The organism is Ruegeria sp. SCSIO 43209 (assembly GCF_019904295.1).
Taxonomy (GTDB): Bacteria; Pseudomonadota; Alphaproteobacteria; order Rhodobacterales; family Rhodobacteraceae; genus Ruegeria.
Genome location: NZ_CP065359.1, coordinates 175925 through 201302 on the forward strand (window position 1 = coordinate 175925; position 25378 = coordinate 201302).

Consider the following 25378-nt stretch of genomic DNA (forward strand, 5'->3'; position numbering starts at 1 on the left):
TCCTCCCAAAGCAGTCAAATTCTGGTCAACCGATGGCTTCCAGCACAGCCTCACCCAGCTGCGCCGGGCTTTCGGCCACGACGATACCAGCCGAGCGCATGGCTTCGATCTTGTCCTCGGCGCCGCCTTTGCCGCCGGCGACGATGGCGCCCGCGTGGCCCATGCGGCGGCCAGGAGGGGCCGTGCGGCCCGCGATGAACCCTGCCGTGGGCTTCTTGCGGCCTTTCTTGGCCTCATCCGCCAGGAACTGTGCAGCTTCTTCCTCGGCCGAGCCACCGATTTCACCGATCATGATGATCGACTCGGTTTCGTCATCCGCCAGGAACCATTCCAGCACGTCGATATGCTCGGTCCCTTTGATCGGGTCGCCGCCGATGCCCACGCAGGTGGACTGGCCCAGACCCACATCGGTGGTCTGTTTGACGGCCTCATAAGTCAGGGTACCCGAACGAGACACAACACCGACCGAGCCGCGCTTGTGGATGTGGCCGGGCATGATGCCGATCTTGCAGGCGTCGGGCGTGATGACACCGGGGCAGTTCGGGCCGATCAGGCGCGAGTTCGACCCTTCCAGCGCACGCTTCACCTTCATCATGTCCAGAACGGGGATGCCTTCAGTGATGCAGACGATCACTTCCATCTCGGCATCAATCGCCTCGAGGATCGAATCCGCTGCAAACGGCGGCGGCACGTAGATCACGCTGGCATTGGCTTCGGTCACATGCTTGGCCTCGTGGACCGAGTTGAACACGGGCAGGTCAAGATGTGTCATCCCGCCTTTGCCGGGGGTCACGCCGCCGACCATCTTGGTGCCATAGGCGATGGCCTGTTCGCTGTGGAATGTGCCCTGCGAGCCGGTAAAGCCCTGACAGATCACTTTGGTATTTTCGTCGATGAGGACTGCCATCTGGCGTTCTCCTTTATACGGCAGGCTTCTGCCCGCCAAAATCTTGGGAAAGGCGGGCTGAAGCCCACCCTACGGGATGACACTCAGCCTTTGACGGCCTTCACGATTTTCTCGGCACCGTCTTTCAGATTGTCCGCTGCGATCACATCGAGGCCCGAGGTGTTGATGATCTCTTTGCCCTTCTCGACATTCGTGCCTTCCAGACGCACGACCAGCGGGACCTGCAGGCCCACCTCTTTCACCGCGGCAACGACGCCCTCGGCAATCACATCACAGCGCATGATGCCGCCGAAGATGTTGACCAGAATGCCTTTGACGTTGGGGTCCGAGGTGATGATCTTGAACGCCTCGGTTACTTTCTCTTTGGTCGCGCCACCGCCCACATCCAGGAAGTTGGCAGGCTCGGCACCGTAAAGCTTGATGATGTCCATCGTGGCCATCGCAAGACCGGCACCGTTGACCATGCAGCCGATCTCACCGTCCAGCGCGATGTAGTTCAGGTCGTATTTGGACGCTTCCAGTTCCTTGGGGTCTTCCTCGGTCGTGTCGCGCAACTCGGCAATATCCGGGTGGCGGTATACCGCGTTACCATCAAAGCCGACTTTTGCGTCCAGTACTTTCAGGTCGCCCTTGTCCGAGACGATCAGCGGGTTGATCTCCAGCATCTCCATGTCCTTCTCGACGAAGGCATTGTAGAGCTGGTTCATCAGCTTGACGCATTGTTTGACCTGCGCGCCTTCCAGTCCCAACGAGAACGCGATGCGGCGGCCGTGATAGGGCTGATAACCAGTGGCGGGATCAACCGAGAAGGACAGGATTTTCTCAGGCGTCGCAGCGGCCACCTCTTCGATGTCCATGCCGCCTTCGGTCGAGCATACGAATGAGATACGGCTGGTCTGGCGGTCCACCAGCAGGGCCAGGTAAAGTTCACGTTCGATGCCCGAACCGGCTTCGATGTAGATGCGGTTCACCTGCTTGCCTGCAGGGCCGGTCTGATGGGTGACCAGCGTGCGGCCCAGCATCTTTTTGGCTTCTTCGGCGGCTTCTTCCACCGATTTGGTCAGACGGACACCGCCTTTTTCACCGGCGTCGGCCTCTTTAAAGGAACCCTTGCCGCGACCACCCGCGTGGATTTGCGCCTTGACGACCCAAAGCGGCCCGTCCAATTCACCGGCTGCGGTTTTGGCTTCCTCGGCGCGCAGAACTGCGCGACCATCGGAGACCGGAGCGCCATAGCTGCGAAGAAGCGCTTTGGCTTGATATTCGTGAATGTTCATCGAAATTGTCCCGTCTGACTACGATTACACCGTTATAGGGGTGTCTAAGCGCCAAAATTAAAGAGTTTTTTGACCGGTCACGGGAAATTGTCGAAGATTTTCAGTATTTGTGATCACAGTTTTTTGGGGTGTGATCACAAAAATTGCGGGGCGTGGAAATTGATTCGATGATCCGGGATCATGCCCACAAAACACATTCATAGATGAGTTTTGCGACGTTTGCGCGAACATCTTTTAGCCAGCTTGGCACCGTGTAAAAGAAAACCGGCCCTTGAAGAGGGCCGGTTCATTGGTTCTAGGGTTCGTGACTTAGGCCAGCGAGCTGTCGATGCCCTTGCATGCTTCGATCAGGCCCTTAACGGCATTGACCGAATTGTCGAAACCGGCCTGTTCTTCTTCGTTCAGCTTGATGTCGACGACGCGCTCGATGCCACCTGCACCGATTACGGTAGGCACGCCGACATACATGCCGTCGACACCCAGTTCGCCGTTGCAATAGGCAGCACAGGGCAGAACGCGTTTCTGGTCTTTCAGGTAGGCTTCGGCCATTTCGATCGCCGAAGTCGCCGGTGCATAGAAAGCCGAGCCGGTCTTCAGCAGGCCAACGATTTCTGCGCCGCCGTCACGGGTGCGCTGAACGATGGCGTCCAGTTTTTCCTGCGTGGTCCAGCCCATCTCTACCAGATCGGGCAGCGGGATACCGGCAACGGTCGAGTAGCGCACCGAAGGCACCATCGTGTCGCCATGGCCGCCCAGAACAAAGGCGGTGACGTCGCGCATGGACACATTGAACTCTACCGACAAGAAGTGTGCGAAACGGCCCGAGTCCAGAACGCCCGCCATGCCGCAGACCTTGTTGTGCGGCAGGCCCGAGAATTCACGCAGCGCCCAAACCATCGCGTCCAGCGGGTTGGTGATGCAGATGACGAACGCATCCGGAGCGTTTGCGGCGATGCCTTCACCGACCGATTTCATGACCTTCAGGTTGATGCCCAGCAGGTCGTCGCGGCTCATGCCCGGCTTGCGCGGCACGCCAGCGGTGACGATGCAGACGTCGGCACCGGCGATGTCCTCATAGGACTGGGTGCCCTTCAGTTTGGCGTCGAAGCCTTCCGAGGGGCCGGATTCGGCGATGTCCAGCGCCTTTCCTTCCGGGGTGCCTTCGGCGATGTCGAACAGCACGACGTCACCAAGTTCTTTCATTGCAGCGAGGTGGGCGAGCGTGCCGCCGATCTGACCTGCGCCGATCAGCGCGATCTTAGGTCTGGCCATTTGGAATATCTCCGGTCGGTTTTGAAATCGCGGTTGTGCTAGTCGCAAAAGCGGCGTCACGCAAGCCTTCTGCGGCGCGGCATGCCACCGCATACCGTTTGCACCCACCCCGCCGATTGCGCTAAACCGCCTGTGAATCATGCATATTTCCGGGGTGCCTGATGTTCGAGATGAACCTGATGTTTTTTGCAGTGGCGATCCCGGCGGTGATCTTCGCGGGCATCTCGAAAGGTGGGTTCGGCTCGGGAGTGGCGTTTGCATCTTCGTCGATTCTGGCTCTGATACTGACGCCAGGACAGGCGCTAGCGCTAATGCTGCCGATACTGATGGTGATCGATCTGGCGACGTTAAAGCCGTATTGGAAACGCTGGAGCTGGCCGGATTCGCGCCTTCTGATGTTGGGCGCAGTACCAGGTATCGCGCTGGGCGCGTGGCTATATCGTGCGACGGATGACGATCTGCTACGTCTGTTGATTGGCGGAATATCGGTCGGTTTCGTGATCTGGCACGTTGCCCAGACCAGAGGCTGGGTGCGGGGCTTTGCCAACCGGTTGCCTCCATCGGCGGGCCTGTTTGCCGGGCTGATCGCTGGATTCACCAGCTTTGTCAGCCATGCGGGCGGCCCACCCGCCGCCGTGTACCTGCTGTCACAACGCCTGACGAAAACCGAATTTCAAGCCTCGACCGTGCTGGTCTTCTGGGTAATCAACGCCGTCAAATTCGTGCCCTTCGCCTATCTGGGCCTCTTCACTTGGCACACAGCCTTGGCAGACCTGTTGCTGACCCCGTTTGCGATCCTCGGGGCCTGGCTGGGCGTCAGGGCGCATTTCATGCTCTCCGAACGATTGTTTTTCAACATTGCCTACGTCTTGCTGACCCTGACGGGAAGCAAACTTATTTGGGATGCGCTGGTTTAGGCGTTGGGCGGCAATGCTTCGGCCAGTGTTTCATAAGACTGGCCTGAGGCGATCAGGCAGGTCACACCTTCCGGCAAGGTCACAACAATGGTCCAGCTGCCGGTTTGGTCCGAGGCAAAAACCTCCATCACCGCTCCCCGACGCGCAATACCGATGCCTCGTCGGGTTTCGCCATATGACTTTGTCAATCGCTTGATCACGTCTTCGCGTGGCGCACAATTCTGTGCGCTGACTTGTTGCGCTGCCAGTACCATGATGCCCAAGCCAATCGTCATTTTCAGCATAATCGTTTTCATTGGTCACCCCTTTCAAGCTCTTCCTCAAAGCAGCGTGCCGTAGGCAAAAGGACATCGCGTTAAGGCAACGCACGTTGCGCAGCGCAGGAAATGCTGCGCTGCGGCGATTTTGTTCTTGAACTTTCCGTCAAAAAATGCCCCATTCCGCGCAACATTATTTCAATGGGAGAGTCCAGTGGACCCGCGCCAACGCCCCTATCGCTCGGTACTATACATCCCCGGCTCGCGTGAACGCGCGCTTGATAAGGCCCGCACATTGCCGGTGGACGCCATCATCTTTGATCTTGAAGACGCGGTTGCGGCTGATGAGAAAGAGAACGCGCGCGAGACCCTCAAGGCGGCTTTGGCCGCCGGAGGCTATGGCGCTCGGGTCAAGATCGTGCGGATCAACGGGCTTGATACCGAATGGGGGCGCGCGGATGCCGAAGCCGTGCGCGAGATGGATGCAGATGCCGTTCTGTTGCCAAAGGTGAGTTCTGCTGCGGATGTGGATGCGCTGACCTCAATCACCGGAGACCTGCCGATCTGGGCGATGATGGAGACGCCGCGCGGGATGCTGAACGCAGCTGAAATTGCCGCACATCCGCTGATGGCAGGCTTTGTCATGGGGACCAACGATCTTGCGAAAGAGCTGCAGACGCGCTTCCGCCCCGACCGTTTGCCGATGATGACCTCGCTTGGCCTGTGCCTGTTGGCGGCCAAGGCAGAGGGGCTGATCATCGTCGATGGCGTCTACAATGCCTTCAAGGACACCGACGGTCTGGCCGCCGAGTGTGCCCAGGGCCGCGACATGGGCTTTGATGGCAAAACCCTGATCCACCCGGCCCAGGTCGACATCGCAAACTCCGCCTTTGCCCCTTCCGAGGATGAGATTGATCTGGCTCGCCGTCAGATTGCCGCTTTCGAGGAAACCGAGTCGCAGGGGCAGGGGGTCGCCGTTGTCGATGGCAAGATTGTTGAAAACCTACACGTTGTAACTGCCCGCGAAACTCTGGCAAAAGCAGAGGCGATAGTAGCTTTGCAAGCGGGGTAAGCCAGTATGGGCTTTGTTCTTCTGATCCTTGGTGTGGCACTTTGGTGGGCCGCACATCTTTTTAAGCGCGCGATGCCGGAACCACGTGCCGCCATGGGCGACGCGGGCAAGGGCGTCGTGGCGCTCGCCTTGGTGGCCTCGGTATTGTTGATGATCTTCGGTTATCGCATGACCGATTTCATATATGTCTGGGCGCCGCCAACCTTTCTGATTCACGTCAACAACCTGCTGGTGTTGATCGCGTTCTATCTGGCCAGCCCTGCGGGAACCAAAGGTCGCCTGTTGAACAAGGTCCGTCACCCCATGCTGGGTGGCTTTAAACTCTGGGCCTTTGCGCACCTGTTGGTGAACGGTGATCTGGCGTCGATCATCCTGTTTGGTGGCTTGCTGGCCTGGGCGATTGTCGAAGTGATCGTGATCAACAAATCCGAACCAGACTGGGCGCCGGGCGAACCCGGCACATACGGCAAAGATGCCATGTTCTTTGTGGGCTCCATCGTGCTGCTGGGCGTTGTGGGCTATATTCACGGGCTGGTTGGTCCGTCTCCGTTTGGTGGTTAAGGGGCCTAATCAATGGCGAAACTTTATCGTTTGTTGACCGAGGAAGACACATCAGCCTTCTGCCACAAGGTCTCGGACGCGTTGGCAAAGGGATGGGAGCTTTATGGCGACCCGTCCTATGCCTTTGACGCCGCAAATAACGTGATGCGTTGCGCGCAGGCTGTGACCAAAGAGGTCGCCGCTGATTACACCCCCGACATGAAACTGGGACAGCAATAATGGCAAAAACCAATCCGGGTAACTTTTTCGAGGATTATTCAGTCGGGCAGATCCTGCATCACGCCGTGCCGCGCACGGTGACCGAAGGCGAGCGCGCGTTGTACCACGCGCTCTACCCTGCACGACATGCGCTCTATTCCTCGGATGAGTTCGCCCGGAATTGTGGCCTGCCGCAAAGCCCGATTGATGATCTGGCGGCGTTCCATGTGGTATTCGGCAAAACGGTTCCCGATATCTCGCTGAACGCGGTCGCCAATCTGGGCTATGCCGAGGGTCGCTGGCTGAAACCGGTCTATCCCGGCGATACCTTGCGCGCCGAATCCGAGGTGATCGGCCTCAAGCAAAACTCAAACGGCAAAACCGGCGTCGTCTGGGTCCGCACCCGCGGGCTGAACCAGCGCGACGAAGTGGTGATCGAGTATGTTCGCTGGGTCATGGTGCGCAAATCAAACCTCGACGCGCCTGCACCAGAGACGGTGGTGCCCAATCTGAAAAAGGCGCTTGATGTCAGCGATCTGGTGGTACCACCGGGGCTCGATTTCTCGAAATACAATTTTGTACAATCCGGCGAAAACCACCGCTGGGATGCGTACAACACGGAAGAAACGATTGATCACGTCGATGGCGCGACCGTCGAAGAGGCCGAGCACATGCTGGCCACCCGCCTGTGGCAGAACACCGCCAAAGTGCATTTCGACCTCACCTTCCGTCCAGAGGGACGGTTGATCTATGGCGGCCACGTTATCTCAATGGCGCGTGCCTTGTCGTTTAATGGCCTCGCGAATGCGCAGATGATCGTTGGTCTGAACGGAGGTGCCCACGCCAACCCTTGTTTCTCGGGCGATACGATCAAAGCCTGGTCCGAGGTTTTGGACAAGGCCGAGACCGGAACTCCCGGAATCGGTGCCATCCGCTTGCGCCTTGTTGCGACCAAAGGCGGCGAGCCCTTCGTTCTGCGCAATGACGAGGGGAGATATCTTCCTAACGTTCTGCTAGATTTGGATTATTGGGCTCTTATGCCGATGTAGCCAATGCCTTCTGGCGGCTGACATTCAAGTGATCACGGTCCGCGAAATCCATGCTACGCTTGGCGCATGATGATGTTTCGTGCGCTCGCCGCCAGCCTGTATCTGGCATCTCAGGCCTATGCTTGTGATTTGGCTCTGGCCTTGGCCGTAGACGTTTCAGGCTCGGTTGATTCCGAGGAATATCGTATCCAAATGGACGGTCTTGCCGCAGGTCTGCGGGACCCTATCGTATCCGAGGCCTTGGTGCGCGGACAGGCTCGGCTGATGCTCGTGCAATGGACAGGCAGTTCTCGCCAGAGGATCACGATCCCCTGGACCCGGATCGATAGTTTTAACACCTTGGACAGTTTTGCTGATCAGGTCGCAGCTGATCCTCGTGTCTGGCGTAACTTCTCAACTGCGATAGGTGAGGCGCTCGATATGACGGTTGCCAGCTTTGACGACGTGCCCGAATGCGAAAGGCATCTTATTGATCTTTCGGGCGACGGAATTTCGAATGAAGGAATCGAGCCGTCGACCATCCACGCCAAACTGCGGGATCGCGGCATCACCGTGAACGCGATCGCGATTGAAGAAAGTGAACCCGATCTGACAGCCTATTTCTTCGAGAACGTCATCGTTGGCGAGGGGGCCTTTGTCGTCTCTGCAGCAGGCTTCGCGGATTATCCCGAACGTATTCGCAAGAAGCTTTTACGCGAGGTGACACAGCAGACTGCAGGGCTGACGCCGCTCCAATAATAGATTCGTGATCACATTGCTTTTTCATTGAAAACGCTAACATTGGCGGTATCGAATGTGATTTGTGATCACGAGAATATTTTGTGTGATCACAAACGCGGCTTATCAGCGATTTTGTGTTAAATTTACTGGATTTTGCACCTGCAGCGCGTGACAGAGTCGTAAAAAACAGTAAAACGTTCGGTAGCCAACCGAAAAGGAGCCAACATGGCCGATGTAAATCGAGGCAACCGCCCGCTTTCTCCACATTTGACGATCTATCGTCCACAGATGACGTCCATATCTTCGATTATGGTGCGCATCACGGGTCTTGCGTCTTTTGGTTTGGCTTTGTTGGTCGTCTGGTGGTTACTTGCTGCGGCCACATCGGAAAGCGCCTTTGAGCTGATCAATGGATTGATGACCAGTTTCCTGGGTGATCTGATCATGTTCGGCGCGGCTTGGGCCATTTTCTATCACATGCTGGGCCGTTTGCGGCACGTCATCTGGGATCTGGGATATTGCGTGAATGTTGAAGTGTCCGAGAAGATGGGCATTGGCATGTTCGTGCTGGCAACTGTCCTGGCTCTGATCACAGCCGTAGCGCTTTAAGGGGAGGTTCGCGATGCAGTTTCTCACAGACCGTAAACGCGCGCAGGGCATGGGGGCCGGACGTGCAGGTACACATCACCACTGGCAAATGATGCTCAGCTCGGCGGCATTGGTCATCCTTGTTCCGCTGTTTGTATTTACCTTCGGGCACGCCCTAGGCGGAACCTACGAAGAGGCTCTGACCTATTACAGCCGCCCGTTCCCGGCGATTATCATGGGTCTGACACTGGTTGTTGTCGTCCCGCATTTGTTGCGCGAAGCCCAGGAAGCGATTGAGGACTACGTGCATGGCGTCGCGGAAAAGCTGGCGCTGATGGCCGCGCAAGCTTTTGCATACACACTCATTGCTGCGGGTCTCTTTGCGCTCGCGCGTCTGGCCCTCGGATATGCGCAGTAAGGAACAAGAACAATGACAGCAGCATATGAATACGAAACCCACGAATATGACGTGGTGGTTGTCGGTGCCGGTGGCGCGGGTCTGCGTGCAACATTGGGCATGGCCGAGCAGGGTTTGCGCACCGCTTGCGTAACGAAGGTATTCCCGACCCGTTCACACACAGTGGCCGCCCAAGGCGGCATTGCGGCGTCCTTGTCGAATATGGGGCCAGACCATTGGCAGTGGCACATGTATGACACCGTAAAGGGCTCGGACTGGCTGGGTGACACCGATGCGATGGAATACCTCGCGCGTGAAGCACCCAAAGCCGTATATGAGCTAGAACACTACGGAGTGCCATTCAGCCGGACCGAAGAAGGCAAGATCTATCAGCGCCCATTTGGTGGCCACACCACCGAATTTGGCGAAGGCCCCGCTGTGCAGCGGACCTGTGCGGCCGCCGACCGGACCGGTCATGCGATCCTGCACACGCTGTATGGTCAGTCGCTGAAGAACAACGCTGAGTTCTACATCGAGTATTTCGCCATTGATCTGATAATGTCTGAGGACGGACAGTGTCAGGGTGTCGTGTGCTGGAAGTTGGACGACGGCACGATGCACGTCTTCAACGCCAAGATGGTTGTTCTGGCGACCGGCGGCTATGGCCGCGCCTATTTCAGTGCAACCTCGGCACATACCTGCACCGGCGACGGTGGTGGTATGGTGGCCCGCGCGGGTCTTGCACTGCAGGATATGGAATTTGTTCAGTTCCACCCAACCGGCATCTACGGATCGGGGTGCCTGATCACTGAAGGTGCACGTGGTGAAGGCGGATACCTGACCAACTCGGAAGGCGAGCGGTTCATGGAGCGCTATGCGCCCCAGTACAAAGACCTCGCGCCGCGCGACTACGTTAGCCGTTCAATGACCATGGAAATTCGCGAAGGGCGTGGACATGGTGACAACGGCGACCACATCCACCTGAACCTCAGCCATTTGCCAGCCGAAGCTTTGGCGGAACGCCTACCGGGCATTTCAGAATCTGCGCGCGTTTTTGCAGGGGTTGATGTTACCAAAGAACCGATTCCGGTTCTGCCGACCGTGCACTATAACATGGGCGGTATCCCGACGAACTATTGGGGTGAAGTTCTGAACCCGACAGCCGACAACCCGACCGCCGTGGTCCCTGGCCTGATGGCTGTGGGCGAGGCCGGGTGTGCCTCGGTTCACGGGGCAAACCGTCTTGGTTCAAACTCGCTGATCGACCTCGTGGTCTTTGGCCGCGCTGCGGCGATCCGAGCGGGCAAAGTTGTGGATGCCGACGCGTCGAACCCGGTTCTGAACCAGGCCTCTGTCGATAAGGCGTTTGACAGGTTCGATGCGGCGCGCAACGCCAGCGGTGCAATTCCAACCGCAGATCTGCGGCTTGAGATGCAGCGCACCATGCAAGAGGACGCGGCGGTTTTCCGCACCTCGAAGACCATGGCTGAGGGCGTCGAGAAGATGACTGCGATCGCCGCCAAGATGGATGATCTGAAGGTTTCTGACAGATCGTTGGTCTGGAACAGCGATCTGATGGAGACGCTCGAGCTTACCAACCTGATGCCAAGCGCGCTCGCCACCATCGTTGGTGCCGAAGCTCGTAAGGAATCCCGCGGTGCGCACGCCCATGAAGATTTCACCGAGCGCGACGATGAGAACTGGCGCGTCCACACGGTCAGCCGTGTCGATGGCAATAAAGTAGAGCTTAGCTACCGTCCGGTTATCGTTGATCCGCTGACGACCGAAGACGAGGGCGGCATCAGCATGAAAAGAATCGCGCCCAAGGCGCGGACGTTCTAAGGAGAGGAACTTATGGTACAACTGACCCTCCCCAAGAATTCCCGGATCACCACCGGTAAAACCTGGCCCAAGCCCGACGGCGCGACCAATGTGCGCAAATTCCAGATCTATCGCTGGAACCCGGATGATGGCCAGAACCCGCGCGTCGATACTTATTTCGTCGATATGGATACTTGCGGCCCGATGGTTCTGGACGCTCTGATCAAGATCAAGAACGAGATTGACCCAACCCTGACTTTCCGCCGGTCCTGCCGCGAGGGCATCTGTGGTTCCTGCGCGATGAATATCGACGGGATCAACACGCTGGCCTGTATCTATGGCATGGATGAGATCAAGGGCGACGTGAAAATCTATCCGCTGCCTCATATGCCAGTGGTCAAGGACCTGATCCCTGATCTGACTCATTTCTACGCCCAACACGCCTCGATCATGCCGTGGCTGGAGACTAAGACCAATCGTCCGGCAAAAGAGTGGAAGCAATCCATCGAAGACCGCAAGAAATTGGATGGTCTCTATGAATGTGTGATGTGTGCCAGTTGTTCGACCTCGTGCCCCAGCTACTGGTGGAACGGCGACCGTTATCTCGGCCCTGCCGCGCTGCTGCATGCTTACCGCTGGATCATCGACAGTCGGGATGAGGCCACCGGTGAGCGCTTGGACGAGTTGGAAGATCCGTTCAAGCTGTATCGCTGCCACACCATCATGAACTGCGCCAAGACCTGCCCCAAGGGTCTGAATCCGGCCAAAGCGATTGCAGAAATCAAGAAGATGATGGTGGACCGCGCGGTCTGATCGTGCACTAAATCAACGCGCTTGCCGAGTTGCGGCAAGTGCATGCCGCCTCTGCAAAACTATGCGATGCGTTTATTCTCCTGCGGTTCTAAGTTTGCTGCAGGGAGGAGTGATGAGTTCGAAAAGAGGTCACTCCGATGAGCAGGCAAAACAAAAAACACGACGCGGCCAAAGCTCTGGAATTGCTGGAGCAAGCCTGGGCTTACTATACGCCCGAGCCCAAAGTTCCGGCCAAAGACGAAACACCAGAATTGTTTGAATATGCGAACGCTGCCTGACCGTGTCGGCTTGAAAAACTCGACACAATAGGCAATGCAGAGCTATGCCCGTTCTATTGCTTCTGCTCGCCGCTGGCGTTTTTGCCTATTTTTTCTGGCGGTCCCGCACGTCGTCTCTAACGCGCGACTGCAGGTGGCGGCAACATCGAAGCGAGGGCCAGTGGCGCTGTGCGTATTGTGGTGCGGTTTCAAAATCTGACGTCGAGCCCACGCAGTGTCTGAAAGGGCAATAGCTGTGGTTTGGGGTTCCCCACCGGGCCGAACTGCGCCACTCTCGGCCCATGTCAGAATCTCGGAACACGCCCCGCCCACCCGCTGATGCAGATGCACGCCGCACGATTGCGCCCGTTATTTGCTACCCCAATGACGGGCTGCCAAAGCCCGATCTCGGGCTTTATCAAACTGCGCGTGATGGAGCGATAAAGACGGGCGAGGTGCTGGTACCGCCACGAGATGCACGGTGTTTTGAAGTCCCTGCCGGGCATTTCTTTCGGATCACTTCTGTTGAAGGATCGCAGGTTGGCGACCTGAACCTGTGGAACCTCAACGACCTGACCGAGCGCTTCTATTCCGGCAAGACGCGCGCGTTGCATGGCACGCATATCTCCGTAGGTGAGCGCATGTGGTCGAGCTTTCCACATATGCGACCCATGGCGACAATCATTGCAGATACGCTGGGGTGGTACGGGATCGATGATTTCGGCGGGTCGGTTCACGATGTTATCGGCACGCGATGCGACCCCTATACCGGCAATTTACTGTCCGGGTCGCAGTACCATCACTGTTGCCATTCGAACCTGACGCGCGCGCTGGCGGATCATATGGGCATCTCTTTGGCCGAAGCCGAGCCTGCCGTGCATGATGTATTGAACGTATTCATGTGCACCGGCTTCACGCGTGATACCGGGCAGTATTTCATGAAAGCATCACCCGTTCGTCCGGGCGACTATCTTGAGTTCTTCGCCGAGATTGATCTGCTGGGAAATCTAAGCGCGTGCCCGGGTGGAGATTGTTCGTCCGAGCATTCATCGGATACAGCACCGTGTTATCCCCTGCTGGTAGAAACCTTTGCCCCGGCTGAAGGTGCGCTTGAGGGATGGCGCAGCCCCGCACGCAACGGATATGACCGCACGCACGGGCGCTAGAACTTGCGCAATTCAGCTGGCCGGAAACGCCGCCTGCAGCGCGATTTCGATCATGTCGCCAAAACTGCTTTCCCGGTCCGAAGAGGGCAGGGCTTCGCCGGTCAGCAGGTGGTCGGAGACAGTCAGCACCGCCAATGCGCGGCATTTGTGACGCGCGGCGAGGATGTAAAGCTCTGCCGCTTCCATCTCGACACCCAAAATACCGTGCCGAACCATTTGTTCGTTCAGATCCGGGCGCTCGTCATAGAAGACGTCGGATGAATAGATGCCGCCAACATGGGTTGGCGTGCCTTTGGCTTGTGCAGCCAATGCCGCAGCCTGCAAAAGCCCCCAATCCGCACAAGGGGCAAAGTTCATCTCTTTCATGATCCCGCGCGAAGGTGTGCTTAGCGTGGTCGATGTCATCGCCAGAATGACATCACGCACATTCACGCTGTCCTGCATCCCGCCACAAGACCCGATCCGGATCAAGGTCTTGGCACCGTAGTCCCGGATCAGCTCGTTCACGTAGATCGACAGCGAGGGCATGCCCATGCCGCTGCCCTGAATGGTAACGCGGTTCCCTTTCCAAGTGCCGGTGAACCCCAGCATACCGCGCACTTCGTTGACCAGCTTAACGTCTTCAAGAAACGTTTCAGCCGCCCATTTCGCACGATACGGGTCGCCGGGCAAAAGAACGGTTTCGGCAATCTCGCCTTTTTGGGCTCCAATATGGATAGTCATTTTGCCACTTGCCCCCGATCAGATTTCCAGATCAGTAATATCGGTACCGGCTTTTATGGCGTCATGAACCCACTGCGGTTTGCGGCCCCGCCCGGTCCAGGTTTGCGACGGATTGTTCGGATTTTGATACTTCGCTTTAGATGATTTTACCGATTTAGTGCTGTCTCCTGACAATTCAGACAACGAAAACCCATATTCCGCCGCCGCCTTTTCGGCGGCTTTCAACGCTTCTTTTCGCTCACGCACTTCGGCGGTTTTTAGCGCCTTTTCGACCCGATTGCGCAATTCGAGCAGTTCTTTGCGCGACATTTTTTCAAGATCGATTGCCATAATCTTCTCCATTTCGGCTATTCCCCTACTTATTGCAGGGGAAATTGAATAAACCCGAACCTATCTATTCCCATTTTACCGGAAATAGAAATGGAGATTTCTGTAATATGCTTTTCTATTCAGCCGCAATTTCCGTTGGGTCAACCAATGTGACGATATCGCCCATGATTGCATTCAATTCGAAATTTTTCGGCGTATAGATTTTCGATACACCCATGGAACGCAATTGATCCGCGTCCTCATCGGGGATGATCCCACCTACAATGACGGGAATATCGCTTAGCCCTGCTGCTTTCAGCCGCGTCATCACGTCCTTCACCAAAGGCAGGTGGCTGCCAGAGAGGATAGATAGACCAATCACATGCGCTTTGTCTTCTTGTGCCGCAGTTACGATTTCTTCGGGCGTAAGACGAATACCTTCGTAGCTGATATCCATGCCACAGTCGCGTGCGCGGAAGGCGATCTGTTCGGCTCCGTTCGAGTGTCCGTCCAGACCAGGTTTGCCAACAAGAAACTTCAGCCTTCGCCCCAGACGGTCGCTTACCGCATCTACGGCTGCGCGCAAGTCTTCCAGACCTTCGGTTTTGTTCGAAACAGATCCCGAGACGCCGGTTGGTCCACGATATGTACCGTAGGCCTTGCGCATTTCCTCGGCCCATTCGCCAGTTGTGACACCGGCCTTGGCCGCAGCGATTGAAGGTGCCATCACGTTGGCACCGGATCGCGCTGCTTCGCGCAATGCTTGCAGCGCCGCGGCCACTGCTGCGTCATCCCGATCCGCACGCCAGTCGTTCAAGCGCCCGATTTGTTCCTGTTCAACCGCCGGGTCGACGACCATGATGCCGCCATCCTCGGTCTGCAAAGGCGAGGCTTCGCCCTCGGTCCATTTGTTTACGCCAACGACGACGGTTTCATTGCGTTCAATACGGTTCAGGCGCTCGGCATTGGACTCGACCAGCCGCGATTTCATGTATTCGATCGAGGCTACTGCGCCGCCCATCGATTCGAGATTAGCCAATTCGGCTCGTGCGCCATTTTTAAGTTCTTCGACTTTGGCGTCGACAACCGGATTGCCGTCGAACAAATCGCCATATTCCAGCAGATCGGTTTCATAGGCGAGGATTTGTTGCATCCTCATCGACCATTGCTGATCCCAGGGACGAGGCAGGCCGAGCGCTTCGTTCCATGCAGGCAACTGCACCGCACGTGCGCGGGCACGTTTGGATAGCGTCACCGCAAGCATTTCAATCAGTATGCGATAAACGTTGTTTTCCGGCTGCTGTTCGGTCAGCCCCAGCGAGTTTACCTGAACGCCATAACGGAATCGGCGGAACTTGGGGTCTTCAATGCCATAGCGCTGCTGCAGAATTTCGTCCCAAAGATCCACAAAGGCGCGCATTTTGCACATTTCGGTGACAAACCGGATGCCCGCATTCACAAAAAACGAAATCCGCCCGCAGAGTGCCGGGAAGTCTTCAGCCGGAACGCGCGGGCGAAGTTCGTCCAGCACTGCAATGGCAGTCGCCAGAGCATAGGCCAGCTCTTGCTCAGGCGTCGCGCCTGCTTCTTGCAGGTGGTACGAACACACATTCATCGGGTTCCATTTGGGCACGTTATCGTAGCAATATTCGGCCACGTCCGCGATCATCTTCAGCGATGGCTTTGGTGGGCACACATAAGTGCCGCGGCTCAGGTATTCCTTGATCAGGTCGTTCTGGACGGTCCCCTGCAATTTCGAGACATCCGCGCCCTGTTCCTCGGCAACTGCGATATAAAGCGCCAAAAGCCAAGGAGCAGTCGCATTGATCGTCATCGAGGTATTCATCTGTTCCAGCGGAATTTGATCGAACAGAACCCGCATGTCCCCCAGATGGCAGATCGGAACCCCAACTTTTCCAACTTCGCCGCGCGCCAAAGTGTGATCGCTGTCATACCCTGTTTGGGTTGGCAGATCGAAGGCCACGGACAGGCCGGTCTGACCTTTGGCTAGGTTCGCACGATAAAGCGCATTTGACGCTTTGGCCGTTGAGTGACCGGCATATGTACGGATGAGCCAGGGGCGATCTTTCTGCAACTGCGTCATGGGTCGGGCCTCGCGGATCGGTGGGTAACAAAATTACGTTCTATGGTGGTAAATAGTAATTTTCAGTACATGTCAATTCGCTGCGTTGCGGCATCGACGGTTTCTGCAGATTGTGGGTGGTCGCGTTTGATGGCACTGTGCCCGAATGATGCAGACTGTGGAAATCCCGCTTTGGCTGTTTGTGCTGATCGTGCTGTTTGCCGCGGTCACATTTGCCTCGCATTTTTTGTTTCCGTCGGTGCGCTGGTTTTTCCGCCGCCGCCTTGAGCGCGCCGTCGCACGGTTGAACAAGCGCCTTCAGCGCCCGATCCAACCGTTCAAGTTGGCGGGGCGGCATGACATGATTCAACGGCTTATCTATGACCCGCAAGTAAGCCGGGCGGTGCAGCAGCATGCCAAAGAAGAAGGTGTGCCTGACGCTGTTGCCTCAGAATTGGCACGGCGTTATGCGCGCGAGATTGCGCCCTCATTCTCGACAGTGGCGTATTTCAGCATCGCGATCCGTTTTGCCCGCATGCTGAGCAACGCCTTTTACAAGGTGCAGTTGGGTTACGAGGACAAAGCCGCGCTGGACAATATCGATCCCGATGCGACGGTCGTTTATGTCATGAACCACCGCAGCAATATGGATTACGTGCTGGTCACCTATCTGGCGGCAGACCATTCGACCTTATCCTATGCTGTGGGCGAATGGGCCCGTGTCTGGCCTCTAAGTCGATTGATTCGCGCGATGGGGGCCTATTTCATTCGCCGCAAGTCGGGTAGCGACCTATATCGACAGGTCCTTGCAAGCTATGTAAGACACGCGACCGAAGCGGGCGTGACGCAGGCCATGTTCCCTGAGGGCGGGCTGAGTCTGACTGGCAAACTGGGGCGCCCCAAGCTGGGATTGTTGAAGTATATCCTTGACGGAGTCGAACCGCAGGGGCGGGATGTGGTGTTTGTTCCGGTTGCTTTGAACTATGATCGGGTGCTTGAAGATACCGTATTGACGGCAGCAGCGAAGGATAGTGAACGCCGCTTCCGCGCGCGGATCGGGGTTATCACCCGTTGGTCGCTCAAGCAGATCTGGCGCAGGCTAGTCGGGCGCTACAAGAGATTCGGGATTGCCTCGGTGCGGTATGCGACACCGATTTCTCTGAAGGAATTTCGAGTCGCGCACGAACGGGACCTAACGACCGATCTGGCCCGCGAGTTGATGCGCAGGATCGGCGCCGCAATTCCCTTTGTTCCAGTGCCTGCTGCGTGTCGGCTGGTTCAGGAAGAAGGTGAGATGTCAGAGCAGGACTTGAAGGCGCGTTTGCTGACGTTGGGCGGCGACGCGGTTGCCCAGGATGATGGAGAGGCTGTTGACGATGCCATCAATCAGTTGGTCGAGCGACGGATTCTGCGTCGTGAGGCTGGAGTGTTGCGCCCATCAGGCGAGCGATCAGAGCTGCTTGCTTATTACGCGGCAGCATCAGAACCCGTTGTTCGGGCTGAGAATGATGCAAGTGCAGAAAGTATTTCTGCAACTGCTGGGTCATAAAATTACAAAATAGATACCAAAAACGGTTGCAATATTACTCAGGGGCTAATATTTCGTCTTTGGAAAGCCGCGATTCTGCGGCGCGGCAACAGTTGGAAAAAGGAGGCCAGCATGGCTTTGGATGTCGACAGCGGTATCGCGTCGTATGAGGCGCCGGAAAAGGACCTCTACGAGATGGGTGAAATCCCCCCGATGGGGTACGTTCCCAAGCAAATGTATGCCTGGGCCATCCGGAAAGAGCGCCACGGTGAGCCAGACACAGCGATGCAGTTGGAAGTCGTTGATGTCCCGAAGCTGGACAGCCACGAAGTGCTGGTTCTCGTTATGGCGGCGGGTGTGAACTACAACGGCGTCTGGGCATCGCTTGGCAAGCCGATCAGCCCGTTTGATGGCCACGGCCAACCCTTTCACATCGCAGGTTCAGATGCGTCGGGCATCGTCTGGGCGGTTGGTGACAAAGTGAAGCGCTGGAAAGTCGGCGATGAAGTCGTGATTCACTGCAACCAGGACGATGGCGATGACGAACACTGCAATGGTGGTGATCCGATGTATTCGCCCAGCCAGCGCATCTGGGGATATGAGACACCTGATGGCTCGTTCGCGCAGTTTACAAATGTTCAGGCACAGCAGCTGATGCCGCGTCCCAAGCACCTGACCTGGGAAGAAAGCGCCTGCTACACGCTGACCTTGGCAACAGCCTATCGGATGCTTTTTGGGCACGAGCCGCACGATCTGAAGCCGGGCCAGAACGTCCTGGTTTGGGGCGCATCGGGCGGTCTGGGCTCTTACGCGATACAGTTGATCAACACTGCGGGTGCCAATGCGATCGGCGTGATATCGGATGAAAGCAAGCGTGAGTTTGTGATGGACCTTGGCGCCAAAGGCGTCATCAACCGCAAGGATTTCAACTGCTGGGGCCAGCTGCCCACGGTGAATACTCCGGAATATGCTGAATGGTTCAAAGAAGCCCGCAAGTTTGGCAAGGCCATCTGGGATATTACCGGCAAAGGTGTGAACGTCGACATGGTGTTCGAGCACCCCGGCGAAAGCACGTTCCCGGTGTCCACTTTTGTCGTGAAAAAGGGAGGTATGGTTGTGATCTGCGCCGGGACCACTGGCTACAACCTGACCTTCGACGTGCGTTACATGTGGATGCACCAGAAACGCTTGCAGGGCTCGCATTTTGCGCATCTCAAACAGGCCTCGGCTGCAAACCAGCTAATGGTCGAGCGCCGCTTGGATCCGTGCATGTCCGAAGTGTTCACTTGGCAGGATCTGCCTGAGGCGCACATGAAGATGATGCGCAACGAACACAAGCCGGGCAACATGTCGGTGCTGGTTCAGGCTCCGCATACAGGCATGCGCACCCTTGAAGAAGTATTGGCTGCCCGCGACTAACGGTCTCAGGCAAACAGCAGCTGCAACACCCGCAGGGCGCACACACGCCTTGCGGGTGTTCATCGTTTCTATCGATGATTATGCATTTTCAATGCTTTAAGAAATCGCACCCCACTATTTCTGGGGAGTAGAAAGCAGCGAGTAGGCCGAATTAGTCTGCACATGTTATGGTTGTGTTAACCCTTCGTTAACTATTTCGGGGACACCCTGATGGCGCAAAATGAGTGGATTTTGGACGTTCTGTCGGACCTCAACGCCTTTGCTGTGGCGAATGGGTTGAGCGCGCTGGCCGAGCAGCTTGACGACACAAGACTGATCGCCGCGGCCGAGATTGCGTCCTCAAAGGATGAGGCTTGCGCGCCCGCGAATGGGAAGAAAATTCGATTTGAGCCAGATCCTAGGGGATTTGGAAAGCACCAGCACGCTTGACGAGCTGACCAGCGTAGCAGTCCAGTTGCGGGACAAGCTGCAAATTGACCACATGACATATCATTGGGTTGATGGGGCCGGGGATCAATACGGGTTCACGACTTATTCGGATGCCTGGGATGATCGGTATCGAGACAGGAATTATCATCGTATTGATCCGGTTATTCTGGGTTGTTTTCAGCGATTTCACGCTGTGGACTGGAAACAGCTGAATTGGTCGGGCAAAGCAGTAAAGGCCTTCCTGCAGGACGCGCAGGAACATGGCGTCGGCAATCAGGGCTATTCGATCCCGCTGCGGGGGCCAGGCGGGCAATTCGCGCTGTTTACGGTCAACAACAGCTGTGATGACATCACATGGCAGGCATTTGTCGAAACGTATGGCCGCGATCTCATATTGGTGGCGCATTTCCTCAATCGAAAAGCGCTGGAATTTGCAAAAGAACGGCAGCCGGACAACATGCGGGGGCTCTCGCCCCGCGAAATCGATGCAATGACATTGCTGGCGCTGGGGTATAGCCGAGCGCAGGTGGCGCACTCTCTTTCCATTTCTGAGCATACGCTCAGGGCCTATATCGAAAGCGCACGCTCAAAACTCGGTGCGCAAAATACGACTCATGCAATCGCCACTGCACTCAGTAGAGGATTAATAGTCGTTTAACGACCGTACGGTGGTCTCACCTTAAATTAACCACGTGTTCGTACCCCCTTTGTTCCAACTATGGACGATAAGGGGAACACGTCATGTTGCGTTATTTGTATGCCGATGAGCTGCATAACTTTCCGGAATTGGCCAGGGGGATGTTCAGGGATCGCGCGGATCAGTTCAAAACCCGCCTTGGCTGGGATGTTAAGGTTAATGAAAAGGGGGAAGAGCGGGATCAGTATGATGACCTGAACCCGCTCTATGTGATTTGGGAAGAGGCAGATGGCAGCCATGGCGGGTCCATGCGGATCCTACCGACGACCGGTCCGGTCATGGTGAACGACATATTCGGACATCTCGCCGGGGGCAGTCCGATCCGAAGCCCACTAATCTGGGAGGTCACTCGCTTTTGCCTCTCGCGCAACGCCAGCGCTCATACTGCTGGGGCCATCATGCTGAGCGGCGGTGAGGTGATGGAAGGGTTTGGCCTGACCCACATAGCGGGCGTTTTTGATGCCCGCATGATCCGGATCTACCGTATGATCGGATCGTCTCCGGTGGTTTTGGGCACCGAAGGGAAAGGGCGCGATCAGATCTCGGTCGGCCTGTGGCCTTATTCAGCGGATGATTGCAACCGTGTAGCAGCCCGCGCAGGCATCCCGCGAGAGTTGTCGCGCCTGTGGTTCAAGACAGCATTTGGCCATGGCGCACAGCACCGGTTCGCTTTGTCGGCATAAGCATACGGAAAAACCAATCGGCATCTGGCAGCGCGCGGCGCGTCCCTGTAGGGTCGCGCCATGTCCTTGCCCCAAGTCACATTTTCCGAAGATCAGGCTGCCGCTTTTGACAACATTGCCGAGATGTTGCGAGGTGCCGGAGTAGACCTTGAAGACGACGCTCTGCTGAAACTGCCCGGCAACGGAAAGTCTGGTGTGATGGCTGTTATTGGCAAGGCTGGATCGGGCAAAACCCTGTTGCTGGCAGAGCTTTACAAAGCTTTGGCCGAGACGGGGGTCAACCTGATCTCGGGTGATTTCGAAAGCCGCAAATCCCGCGACAAGCGCAGCCTTGCGATCCTCGCGCCGACGAACAAGGCCGCCAGCGTATTGCGGCTGCGTGGGGTGCCCGCGACCACGATACACCGTATCCTCTATACGCCTGTTTACGACCCTGAATACGAGCGGATCGCCGAATGGCTAGCGGGCAATGACGAACGGCCCGAGATCGAAGGGCTGACAGACGAAGCGCTGGACCGCGCAGCCGCGTTCTATGCCAACAACAAATCCATCCCCGGTGCGCTGGCCGCTGCTGGGTTGCGCGGTTCGGATTTCATCACCGGCTGGAAACGTCGGGAAGAGCCGCTGGATATCGGTTTTGTGGACGAAGCCTCGATGCTAGACGACCGGCAATTCGAGGATCTAAAGGAAATCTTTCCAACCTTGTTGCTATTTGGTGACCCGGCGCAGTTGGCGCCGGTCAATCAATCGGGCTCGATGGTGTTCGACGGGTTGCCAGAGCCGCGCAAACAAATCCTGCATCGAGTGCATCGGCAAACTGCGGACAACCCGATCCTAGACCTCGCCCATGCTCTGTCCGATCCGGTCATGGGGTTTGAGGATTTCGAACGTCTGATCGAGGACACTGCCCGAAAGGATGACCGCGTTGTCTGGGGACAGCGGGTAGAAGTTGATCTGATGGCGCGCAGCCCGGTTCTTGTCTGGCGCAATGCGACCCGAATCCGGCTGATTCAGGCGTTCCGCACCGTACATGGCGCGCCGGAAACTGAACTACTGGAAGGGGAACCGTTGATTTGTGACGGCATTGAGCTGCCGTTGAAGCACCGCAAAAAGCGGCTGGACCTTGAGGCGCGCGGGCTGATTAAAGGCGCGCAGGTCATCTATCTTGGCCCTGGTCGCAAGCCGGGTTTTTCGCGGTTGCATGTGATGGGGGCCGAAGACCCTCAGGTCTCGGCGGCGTCGATCGTGCAGATTGAAAAGCCCGATGAGGAGGAGCCGTTCATTCCCTATGCTGCCCGTATGGGGGCAACGTTCCTGCATGGTGCCGCTGTGACGATCCATAAGGCGCAAGGGTCGCAATGGGACACGGTTCAGGTCTTTGCGCCAGACATCTACGCAGCCGCCCGCATGGGCCGTACTGAGGCCGGGCAACCGTTGTGGAAGCGCCTAGCTTATGTCGCCATAACCCGCGCACAGGAGAGGCTAATTTGGGTAGTGCGGAACCGCTTGTCGAAACCGACCCACCCATTGCGTGTGGATGACCTGCGTGCGGTTGCGGCACCATCCCTGACATTGGAGGCGGAAGAGACATGAAGACGATCATAGTGACCGGTGCAAGCTCGGGCATAGGCCGCGCCACCGCCGAGCTGTTTCTGTCAGAAGGATGGACTGTCGGGCTTCTGGCCCGCAGCGCTGACAAACTTCTTGCTATGGCACAGCATAACGCCTCGGCGATCCCGCTGGTTGCCGATGTGACTGACCCGGATGCCGTTGCAAACGCCTATACTGCATTCACCCGACAGACCGGGCGACTGGACGTGCTGTTCAACAATGCCGGGATTTTTGCCCCTGGTGGCACCATCGACGAGATCGCGCTTGAGGATTGGTACGGCTCGGTCAATGTGAACCTGAACGGCATGTTCCTGTGTGCACGGGCTGCATTTGCTGCGATGCGGGCTCAGGCGCCGCAGGGGGGGCGTATCATAAACAACGGTTCAATCGCTGCTCATGTGCCGCGCCCGAACTCGGTGCATTATTCTGCGACGAAACACGCGATTACCGGTCTGACGCGCAGCCTTTCTCTGGACGGGCGGAGTTTTGGAATTGCCTGTGGTCAGATCGACATCGGAAATGCGCGCACCCCGATGGTGCATGGGCTGGTCGATGAGGCGCTTGCTGAAGGCCGCGACCCTGATCCCACCATGGATGTCGGGGATGCCGCCCGCTCGGTACTGCATATGGCCGAACTGCCGCTTGAGGCGAATGTGCAGTTCATGACCGTTATGGCCACGACCATGCCCTATATCGGTCGCGGGTGACGATCAGTTCTCGCGCAGTAGGCGGAAGGCTGTCGAAGCGCCCCAACCGGCGGCAATCGCGATGGCCAGTGACATGAGCCCGTACCAAATGGGTTGTTCACGCGACATCGCGTACAAGAATCGCTCAAGCCCGACTTTGCGTACTCCGATCGAGGTTTCAAAGGTCGAGACCACCTTTCCGTCTCGTGTCAGGAAGATACGGGCGCTGTAGTCGCCTTCGGTCAGGTCCGACGGCATGTCGATTGATGTGCGGAACAACGTCTGTTCGTCCACAGCCACTGTGTTTTCCCGAATTGAGTACAGCCCTTCATCTTCGCGGATGCGGATGACCGCCTCGGAAAAATCCTGTGCGCCCTGAATGCTCATGTCCGCACCGACCGACCGGATGGCACGCTCGATCGAAACCTTATAGCGTAGGTCTTCGGTCTGGGTCAGAACCTCGGAAAACGGGGCGCTGGTGGCAACGGCGTAGAAGCTTGGAGCCAGATCAACAACAAGGCTATCGGTGTTCACCCAGATACCGAACCGTTTCTCTTTGCGGCGTACGGTGACCGGTTCGGATGGGCCGACCACCGATACGATGACCTCAAGCGGTGGACCGTCCGGGATTGGGGCTTCGCGCTTTACCGCGCCGAAAACCAGTATTTCGGACCCGTCAAAATTGGCGGTAATCGAGACGCGATCCTGACTTAGGCCCAGAACAACCTGTTCTTCGGCTGCGTAGGCTGGCAGACAGATCAGACAAAGAAGAGCAATCAGACGCAGCATCTTAGTGCCCTCCCGCATCGCCAAGCGAATACAACTCGGCGGGTTGAAGCAGAAGATCAAGCGCCAGCTTGCCGCAGACGACAAGTACAAGAGCCGCCAACAAAACGCGCAGTTGTTCAGCCGGCATTCGGGCACCGATGACTGTTCCGATTTGGGCACCAACTACCCCACCGACGAGCAGAAGAACCGCCAACACGACATCAACGGTATAGTTGGTAGTGGCGTGCAGCATAGTGGTAAAGGCGGTTACAAAGATGATCTGAAACAGCGAAGTTCCGACAACAACCTTGGTCGGCATACCCAATAGATAGATCATCGCGGGCACCATGATAAACCCGCCGCCGACACCCATGATAGCAGACAGGACACCGACAAACAGGCCTACGACAAGCGGTGGAATGACTGAGATGTACAGGCCCGACGTCCGAAACCGCATCTTGAACGGCATGGCGTGCACCCAACCGCGCTGGCGTCGTTTCGGAGGCGGCGTGCCGCCTTTCCGCGTTTTTCTAATCGCGTTCAGGCTTTCGACAAACATCAGACTGCCGATGATGCCCAGAAATACGACATAGCAAAGTTTGACCAGCAGATCGACTTGTCCGAGGCTCTTGAGATAGTTGAAGACAACAACACCCAACGCAGCGCCTGTCAGCCCTCCGACCAAAAGGACTGTACCCATTTTAAGGTCCACGGTTCGGCGCCTGAAATGCGCCAGCACCCCAGAAAATGATGAAGCAACAATCTGGTTTGCCTCGGTTGCAACCGCCACTGCAGGCGGAATGCCGATGAAGAACAGCAGTGGAGTCATCAAAAACCCACCGCCAACGCCAAACATTCCAGACAGAATGCCCACCATTCCACCCAGTCCAAACAGTAGAAACGCGTTTACGGATACTTCGGCAATCGGGAGGTAAATCTGCATGGCTTCTTCTAGACAGGAGAGGCCGTACCACGCGGTGTGGCAAAGCCATTGGTAACATAAATCTCAACAGACGAAGCGCGCGTGCCAGGTGGGGCCATCTAGTTGTTTCCGTGGCTCAACCTGAAAATAGTCGATAGCATGGCTGCGGAACTGATGCGGGACACGTCCATACCCCCTTAGAGCGGTTGCGGCATACAAAATCAACTCTGTATGCCGCTTTGCAGCAA

General features: G+C 56.9%; 28 protein-coding genes. 19 read left to right on the top strand and 9 right to left on the bottom strand.

Annotated elements, in window-relative coordinates; all coding sequences use genetic code 11:
* Nucleotides 1-25: 25 nt before the first annotated feature.
* The 3 genes from sucD to mdh all read right to left on the bottom strand — a co-directional run bounded on the left by sucD (nucleotide 26) and on the right by mdh (nucleotide 3456).
* Complete coding sequence (gene sucD / locus I5192_RS00915) at nucleotides 26-907, bottom strand: succinate--CoA ligase subunit alpha (RefSeq protein WP_010443702.1); 882 nt, start codon at nucleotides 905-907, stop codon at nucleotides 26-28.
* Between the two features lie 83 nt (nucleotides 908-990).
* Nucleotides 991-2184 carry an ADP-forming succinate--CoA ligase subunit beta gene (gene sucC / locus I5192_RS00920; protein WP_170395786.1) on the bottom strand — a complete coding sequence of 398 codons (1194 nt, stop codon included), beginning with the start codon at nucleotides 2182-2184 and terminating at the stop codon, nucleotides 991-993.
* A 309-nt stretch (nucleotides 2185-2493) separates the two neighbouring features.
* Nucleotides 2494-3456 (bottom strand): malate dehydrogenase, encoded by a 963-nt coding sequence (gene mdh / locus I5192_RS00925; RefSeq protein WP_223117542.1) that lies wholly within the window; start codon nucleotides 3454-3456, stop codon nucleotides 2494-2496.
* 161 nt (nucleotides 3457-3617) lie between these two features.
* Between mdh and I5192_RS00930 the strand changes: the two genes are divergently transcribed.
* On the top strand, nucleotides 3618-4373 hold the full coding sequence (locus I5192_RS00930; protein ID WP_170395788.1) for a sulfite exporter TauE/SafE family protein: 756 nt from the start codon (nucleotides 3618-3620) through the stop codon (nucleotides 4371-4373).
* On the opposite strand, the gene I5192_RS00935 is transcribed toward I5192_RS00930, so the two are convergent.
* Nucleotides 4370-4669: a hypothetical protein gene (locus tag I5192_RS00935; RefSeq protein ID WP_170408338.1), complete on the bottom strand. Its 300-nt coding sequence runs from the start codon at nucleotides 4667-4669 to the stop codon at nucleotides 4370-4372. The two genes, I5192_RS00930 and I5192_RS00935, sit on opposite strands and share 4 nt — an antisense overlap.
* A gap of 175 nt (nucleotides 4670-4844) precedes the next feature.
* Between I5192_RS00935 and I5192_RS00940 the strand changes: the two genes are divergently transcribed.
* From I5192_RS00940 to I5192_RS00990, 11 genes are all read left to right on the top strand, one after another.
* On the top strand, nucleotides 4845-5702 hold the full coding sequence (locus tag I5192_RS00940) for a CoA ester lyase (protein ID WP_170395792.1): 858 nt from the start codon (nucleotides 4845-4847) through the stop codon (nucleotides 5700-5702).
* Nucleotides 5703-5708: 6 nt separating this feature from the next.
* Nucleotides 5709-6263, top strand: a complete 555-nt coding sequence (locus I5192_RS00945; RefSeq protein ID WP_223117543.1) for an NnrU family protein — start codon at nucleotides 5709-5711, stop codon at nucleotides 6261-6263.
* 12 nt (nucleotides 6264-6275) lie between these two features.
* Nucleotides 6276-6482 carry a DUF1737 domain-containing protein gene (locus tag I5192_RS00950; protein WP_170408336.1) on the top strand — a complete coding sequence of 69 codons (207 nt, stop codon included), beginning with the start codon at nucleotides 6276-6278 and terminating at the stop codon, nucleotides 6480-6482.
* Nucleotides 6482-7510, top strand: a complete 1029-nt coding sequence (locus I5192_RS00955; protein ID WP_223117544.1) for a MaoC family dehydratase — start codon at nucleotides 6482-6484, stop codon at nucleotides 7508-7510. Before I5192_RS00950 ends, I5192_RS00955 begins: the two co-directional genes overlap by 1 nt.
* Nucleotides 7511-7576: 66 nt before the next feature.
* Entirely contained in the window at nucleotides 7577-8248 is a 672-nt protein-coding gene (locus I5192_RS00960; RefSeq protein ID WP_370644346.1) for a DUF1194 domain-containing protein, read from the top strand.
* A 207-nt stretch (nucleotides 8249-8455) separates the two neighbouring features.
* Nucleotides 8456-8839 carry a succinate dehydrogenase, cytochrome b556 subunit gene (sdhC, locus tag I5192_RS00965; protein ID WP_170395798.1) on the top strand — a complete coding sequence of 128 codons (384 nt, stop codon included), beginning with the start codon at nucleotides 8456-8458 and terminating at the stop codon, nucleotides 8837-8839.
* Between the two features lie 13 nt (nucleotides 8840-8852).
* Nucleotides 8853-9236 (top strand): succinate dehydrogenase, hydrophobic membrane anchor protein, encoded by a 384-nt coding sequence (locus I5192_RS00970; RefSeq protein WP_223117545.1) that lies wholly within the window; start codon nucleotides 8853-8855, stop codon nucleotides 9234-9236.
* Nucleotides 9237-9248: 12 nt separating this feature from the next.
* Nucleotides 9249-11057: a succinate dehydrogenase flavoprotein subunit gene (gene sdhA / locus I5192_RS00975; protein ID WP_170395802.1), complete on the top strand. Its 1809-nt coding sequence runs from the start codon at nucleotides 9249-9251 to the stop codon at nucleotides 11055-11057.
* A 12-nt stretch (nucleotides 11058-11069) separates the two neighbouring features.
* On the top strand, nucleotides 11070-11849 hold the full coding sequence (locus I5192_RS00980; RefSeq protein ID WP_170408332.1) for a succinate dehydrogenase iron-sulfur subunit: 780 nt from the start codon (nucleotides 11070-11072) through the stop codon (nucleotides 11847-11849).
* 137 nt (nucleotides 11850-11986) lie between these two features.
* Nucleotides 11987-12127 carry a hypothetical protein gene (locus I5192_RS00985; RefSeq protein ID WP_223117546.1) on the top strand — a complete coding sequence of 47 codons (141 nt, stop codon included), beginning with the start codon at nucleotides 11987-11989 and terminating at the stop codon, nucleotides 12125-12127.
* 281 nt (nucleotides 12128-12408) lie between these two features.
* The gene (locus tag I5192_RS00990; RefSeq protein WP_223117547.1) at nucleotides 12409-13272 is read left to right on the top strand and encodes a DUF1989 domain-containing protein; all 864 of its coding nucleotides are present in this window, start codon (nucleotides 12409-12411) and stop codon (nucleotides 13270-13272) included.
* Nucleotides 13273-13284: 12 nt separating this feature from the next.
* On the opposite strand, the gene deoD is transcribed toward I5192_RS00990, so the two are convergent.
* From deoD to I5192_RS01005, 3 genes are all read right to left on the bottom strand, one after another.
* Complete coding sequence (gene deoD, locus I5192_RS00995; RefSeq protein WP_223117548.1) at nucleotides 13285-13995, bottom strand: purine-nucleoside phosphorylase; 711 nt, start codon at nucleotides 13993-13995, stop codon at nucleotides 13285-13287.
* Nucleotides 13996-14013: 18 nt separating this feature from the next.
* Nucleotides 14014-14325, bottom strand: coding sequence for an H-NS family nucleoid-associated regulatory protein (locus tag I5192_RS01000; protein WP_223117549.1), 312 nt, complete (start codon nucleotides 14323-14325; stop codon nucleotides 14014-14016).
* Between the two features lie 115 nt (nucleotides 14326-14440).
* Complete coding sequence (locus I5192_RS01005) at nucleotides 14441-16408, bottom strand: protein meaA (RefSeq protein ID WP_170626168.1); 1968 nt, start codon at nucleotides 16406-16408, stop codon at nucleotides 14441-14443.
* Between the two features lie 145 nt (nucleotides 16409-16553).
* Between I5192_RS01005 and I5192_RS01010 the strand changes: the two genes are divergently transcribed.
* The 7 genes from I5192_RS01010 (at nucleotide 16554) to I5192_RS01040 (ending at nucleotide 23461) form a co-directional block, all read left to right on the top strand.
* Nucleotides 16554-17936, top strand: coding sequence for a 1-acyl-sn-glycerol-3-phosphate acyltransferase (locus I5192_RS01010; RefSeq protein ID WP_223117550.1), 1383 nt, complete (start codon nucleotides 16554-16556; stop codon nucleotides 17934-17936).
* Nucleotides 17937-18047: 111 nt separating this feature from the next.
* Nucleotides 18048-19334 carry a crotonyl-CoA carboxylase/reductase gene (ccrA, locus tag I5192_RS01015; RefSeq protein WP_170395824.1) on the top strand — a complete coding sequence of 429 codons (1287 nt, stop codon included), beginning with the start codon at nucleotides 18048-18050 and terminating at the stop codon, nucleotides 19332-19334.
* 210 nt (nucleotides 19335-19544) lie between these two features.
* Complete coding sequence (locus I5192_RS01020; RefSeq protein WP_152610760.1) at nucleotides 19545-19763, top strand: hypothetical protein; 219 nt, start codon at nucleotides 19545-19547, stop codon at nucleotides 19761-19763.
* The gene (locus I5192_RS01025; protein ID WP_170647112.1) at nucleotides 19702-20421 is read left to right on the top strand and encodes an autoinducer binding domain-containing protein; all 720 of its coding nucleotides are present in this window, start codon (nucleotides 19702-19704) and stop codon (nucleotides 20419-20421) included. The genes I5192_RS01020 and I5192_RS01025 overlap by 62 nt, the downstream gene beginning before the upstream one ends.
* A gap of 83 nt (nucleotides 20422-20504) precedes the next feature.
* On the top strand, nucleotides 20505-21143 hold the full coding sequence (locus I5192_RS01030) for an acyl-homoserine-lactone synthase (RefSeq protein ID WP_223117551.1): 639 nt from the start codon (nucleotides 20505-20507) through the stop codon (nucleotides 21141-21143).
* 60 nt (nucleotides 21144-21203) lie between these two features.
* A complete protein-coding gene (locus I5192_RS01035) occupies nucleotides 21204-22736 on the top strand; it encodes an ATP-dependent RecD-like DNA helicase (protein WP_170597280.1) in 1533 nt (510 codons plus the stop codon).
* Nucleotides 22733-23461, top strand: a complete 729-nt coding sequence (locus I5192_RS01040) for an SDR family oxidoreductase (protein ID WP_223117552.1) — start codon at nucleotides 22733-22735, stop codon at nucleotides 23459-23461. Before I5192_RS01035 ends, I5192_RS01040 begins: the two co-directional genes overlap by 4 nt.
* 3 nt (nucleotides 23462-23464) lie before the next feature.
* Here the strand turns inward: I5192_RS01040 and I5192_RS01045 are convergent, their stop codons facing one another.
* Nucleotides 23465-24229, bottom strand: coding sequence for a TIGR02186 family protein (locus I5192_RS01045; RefSeq protein ID WP_170395832.1), 765 nt, complete (start codon nucleotides 24227-24229; stop codon nucleotides 23465-23467).
* A 1-nt stretch (nucleotide 24230) separates the two neighbouring features.
* Nucleotides 24231-25151 (bottom strand): sulfite exporter TauE/SafE family protein, encoded by a 921-nt coding sequence (locus I5192_RS01050; RefSeq protein ID WP_170395834.1) that lies wholly within the window; start codon nucleotides 25149-25151, stop codon nucleotides 24231-24233.
* Nucleotides 25152-25378: the final 227 nt, after the last annotated feature.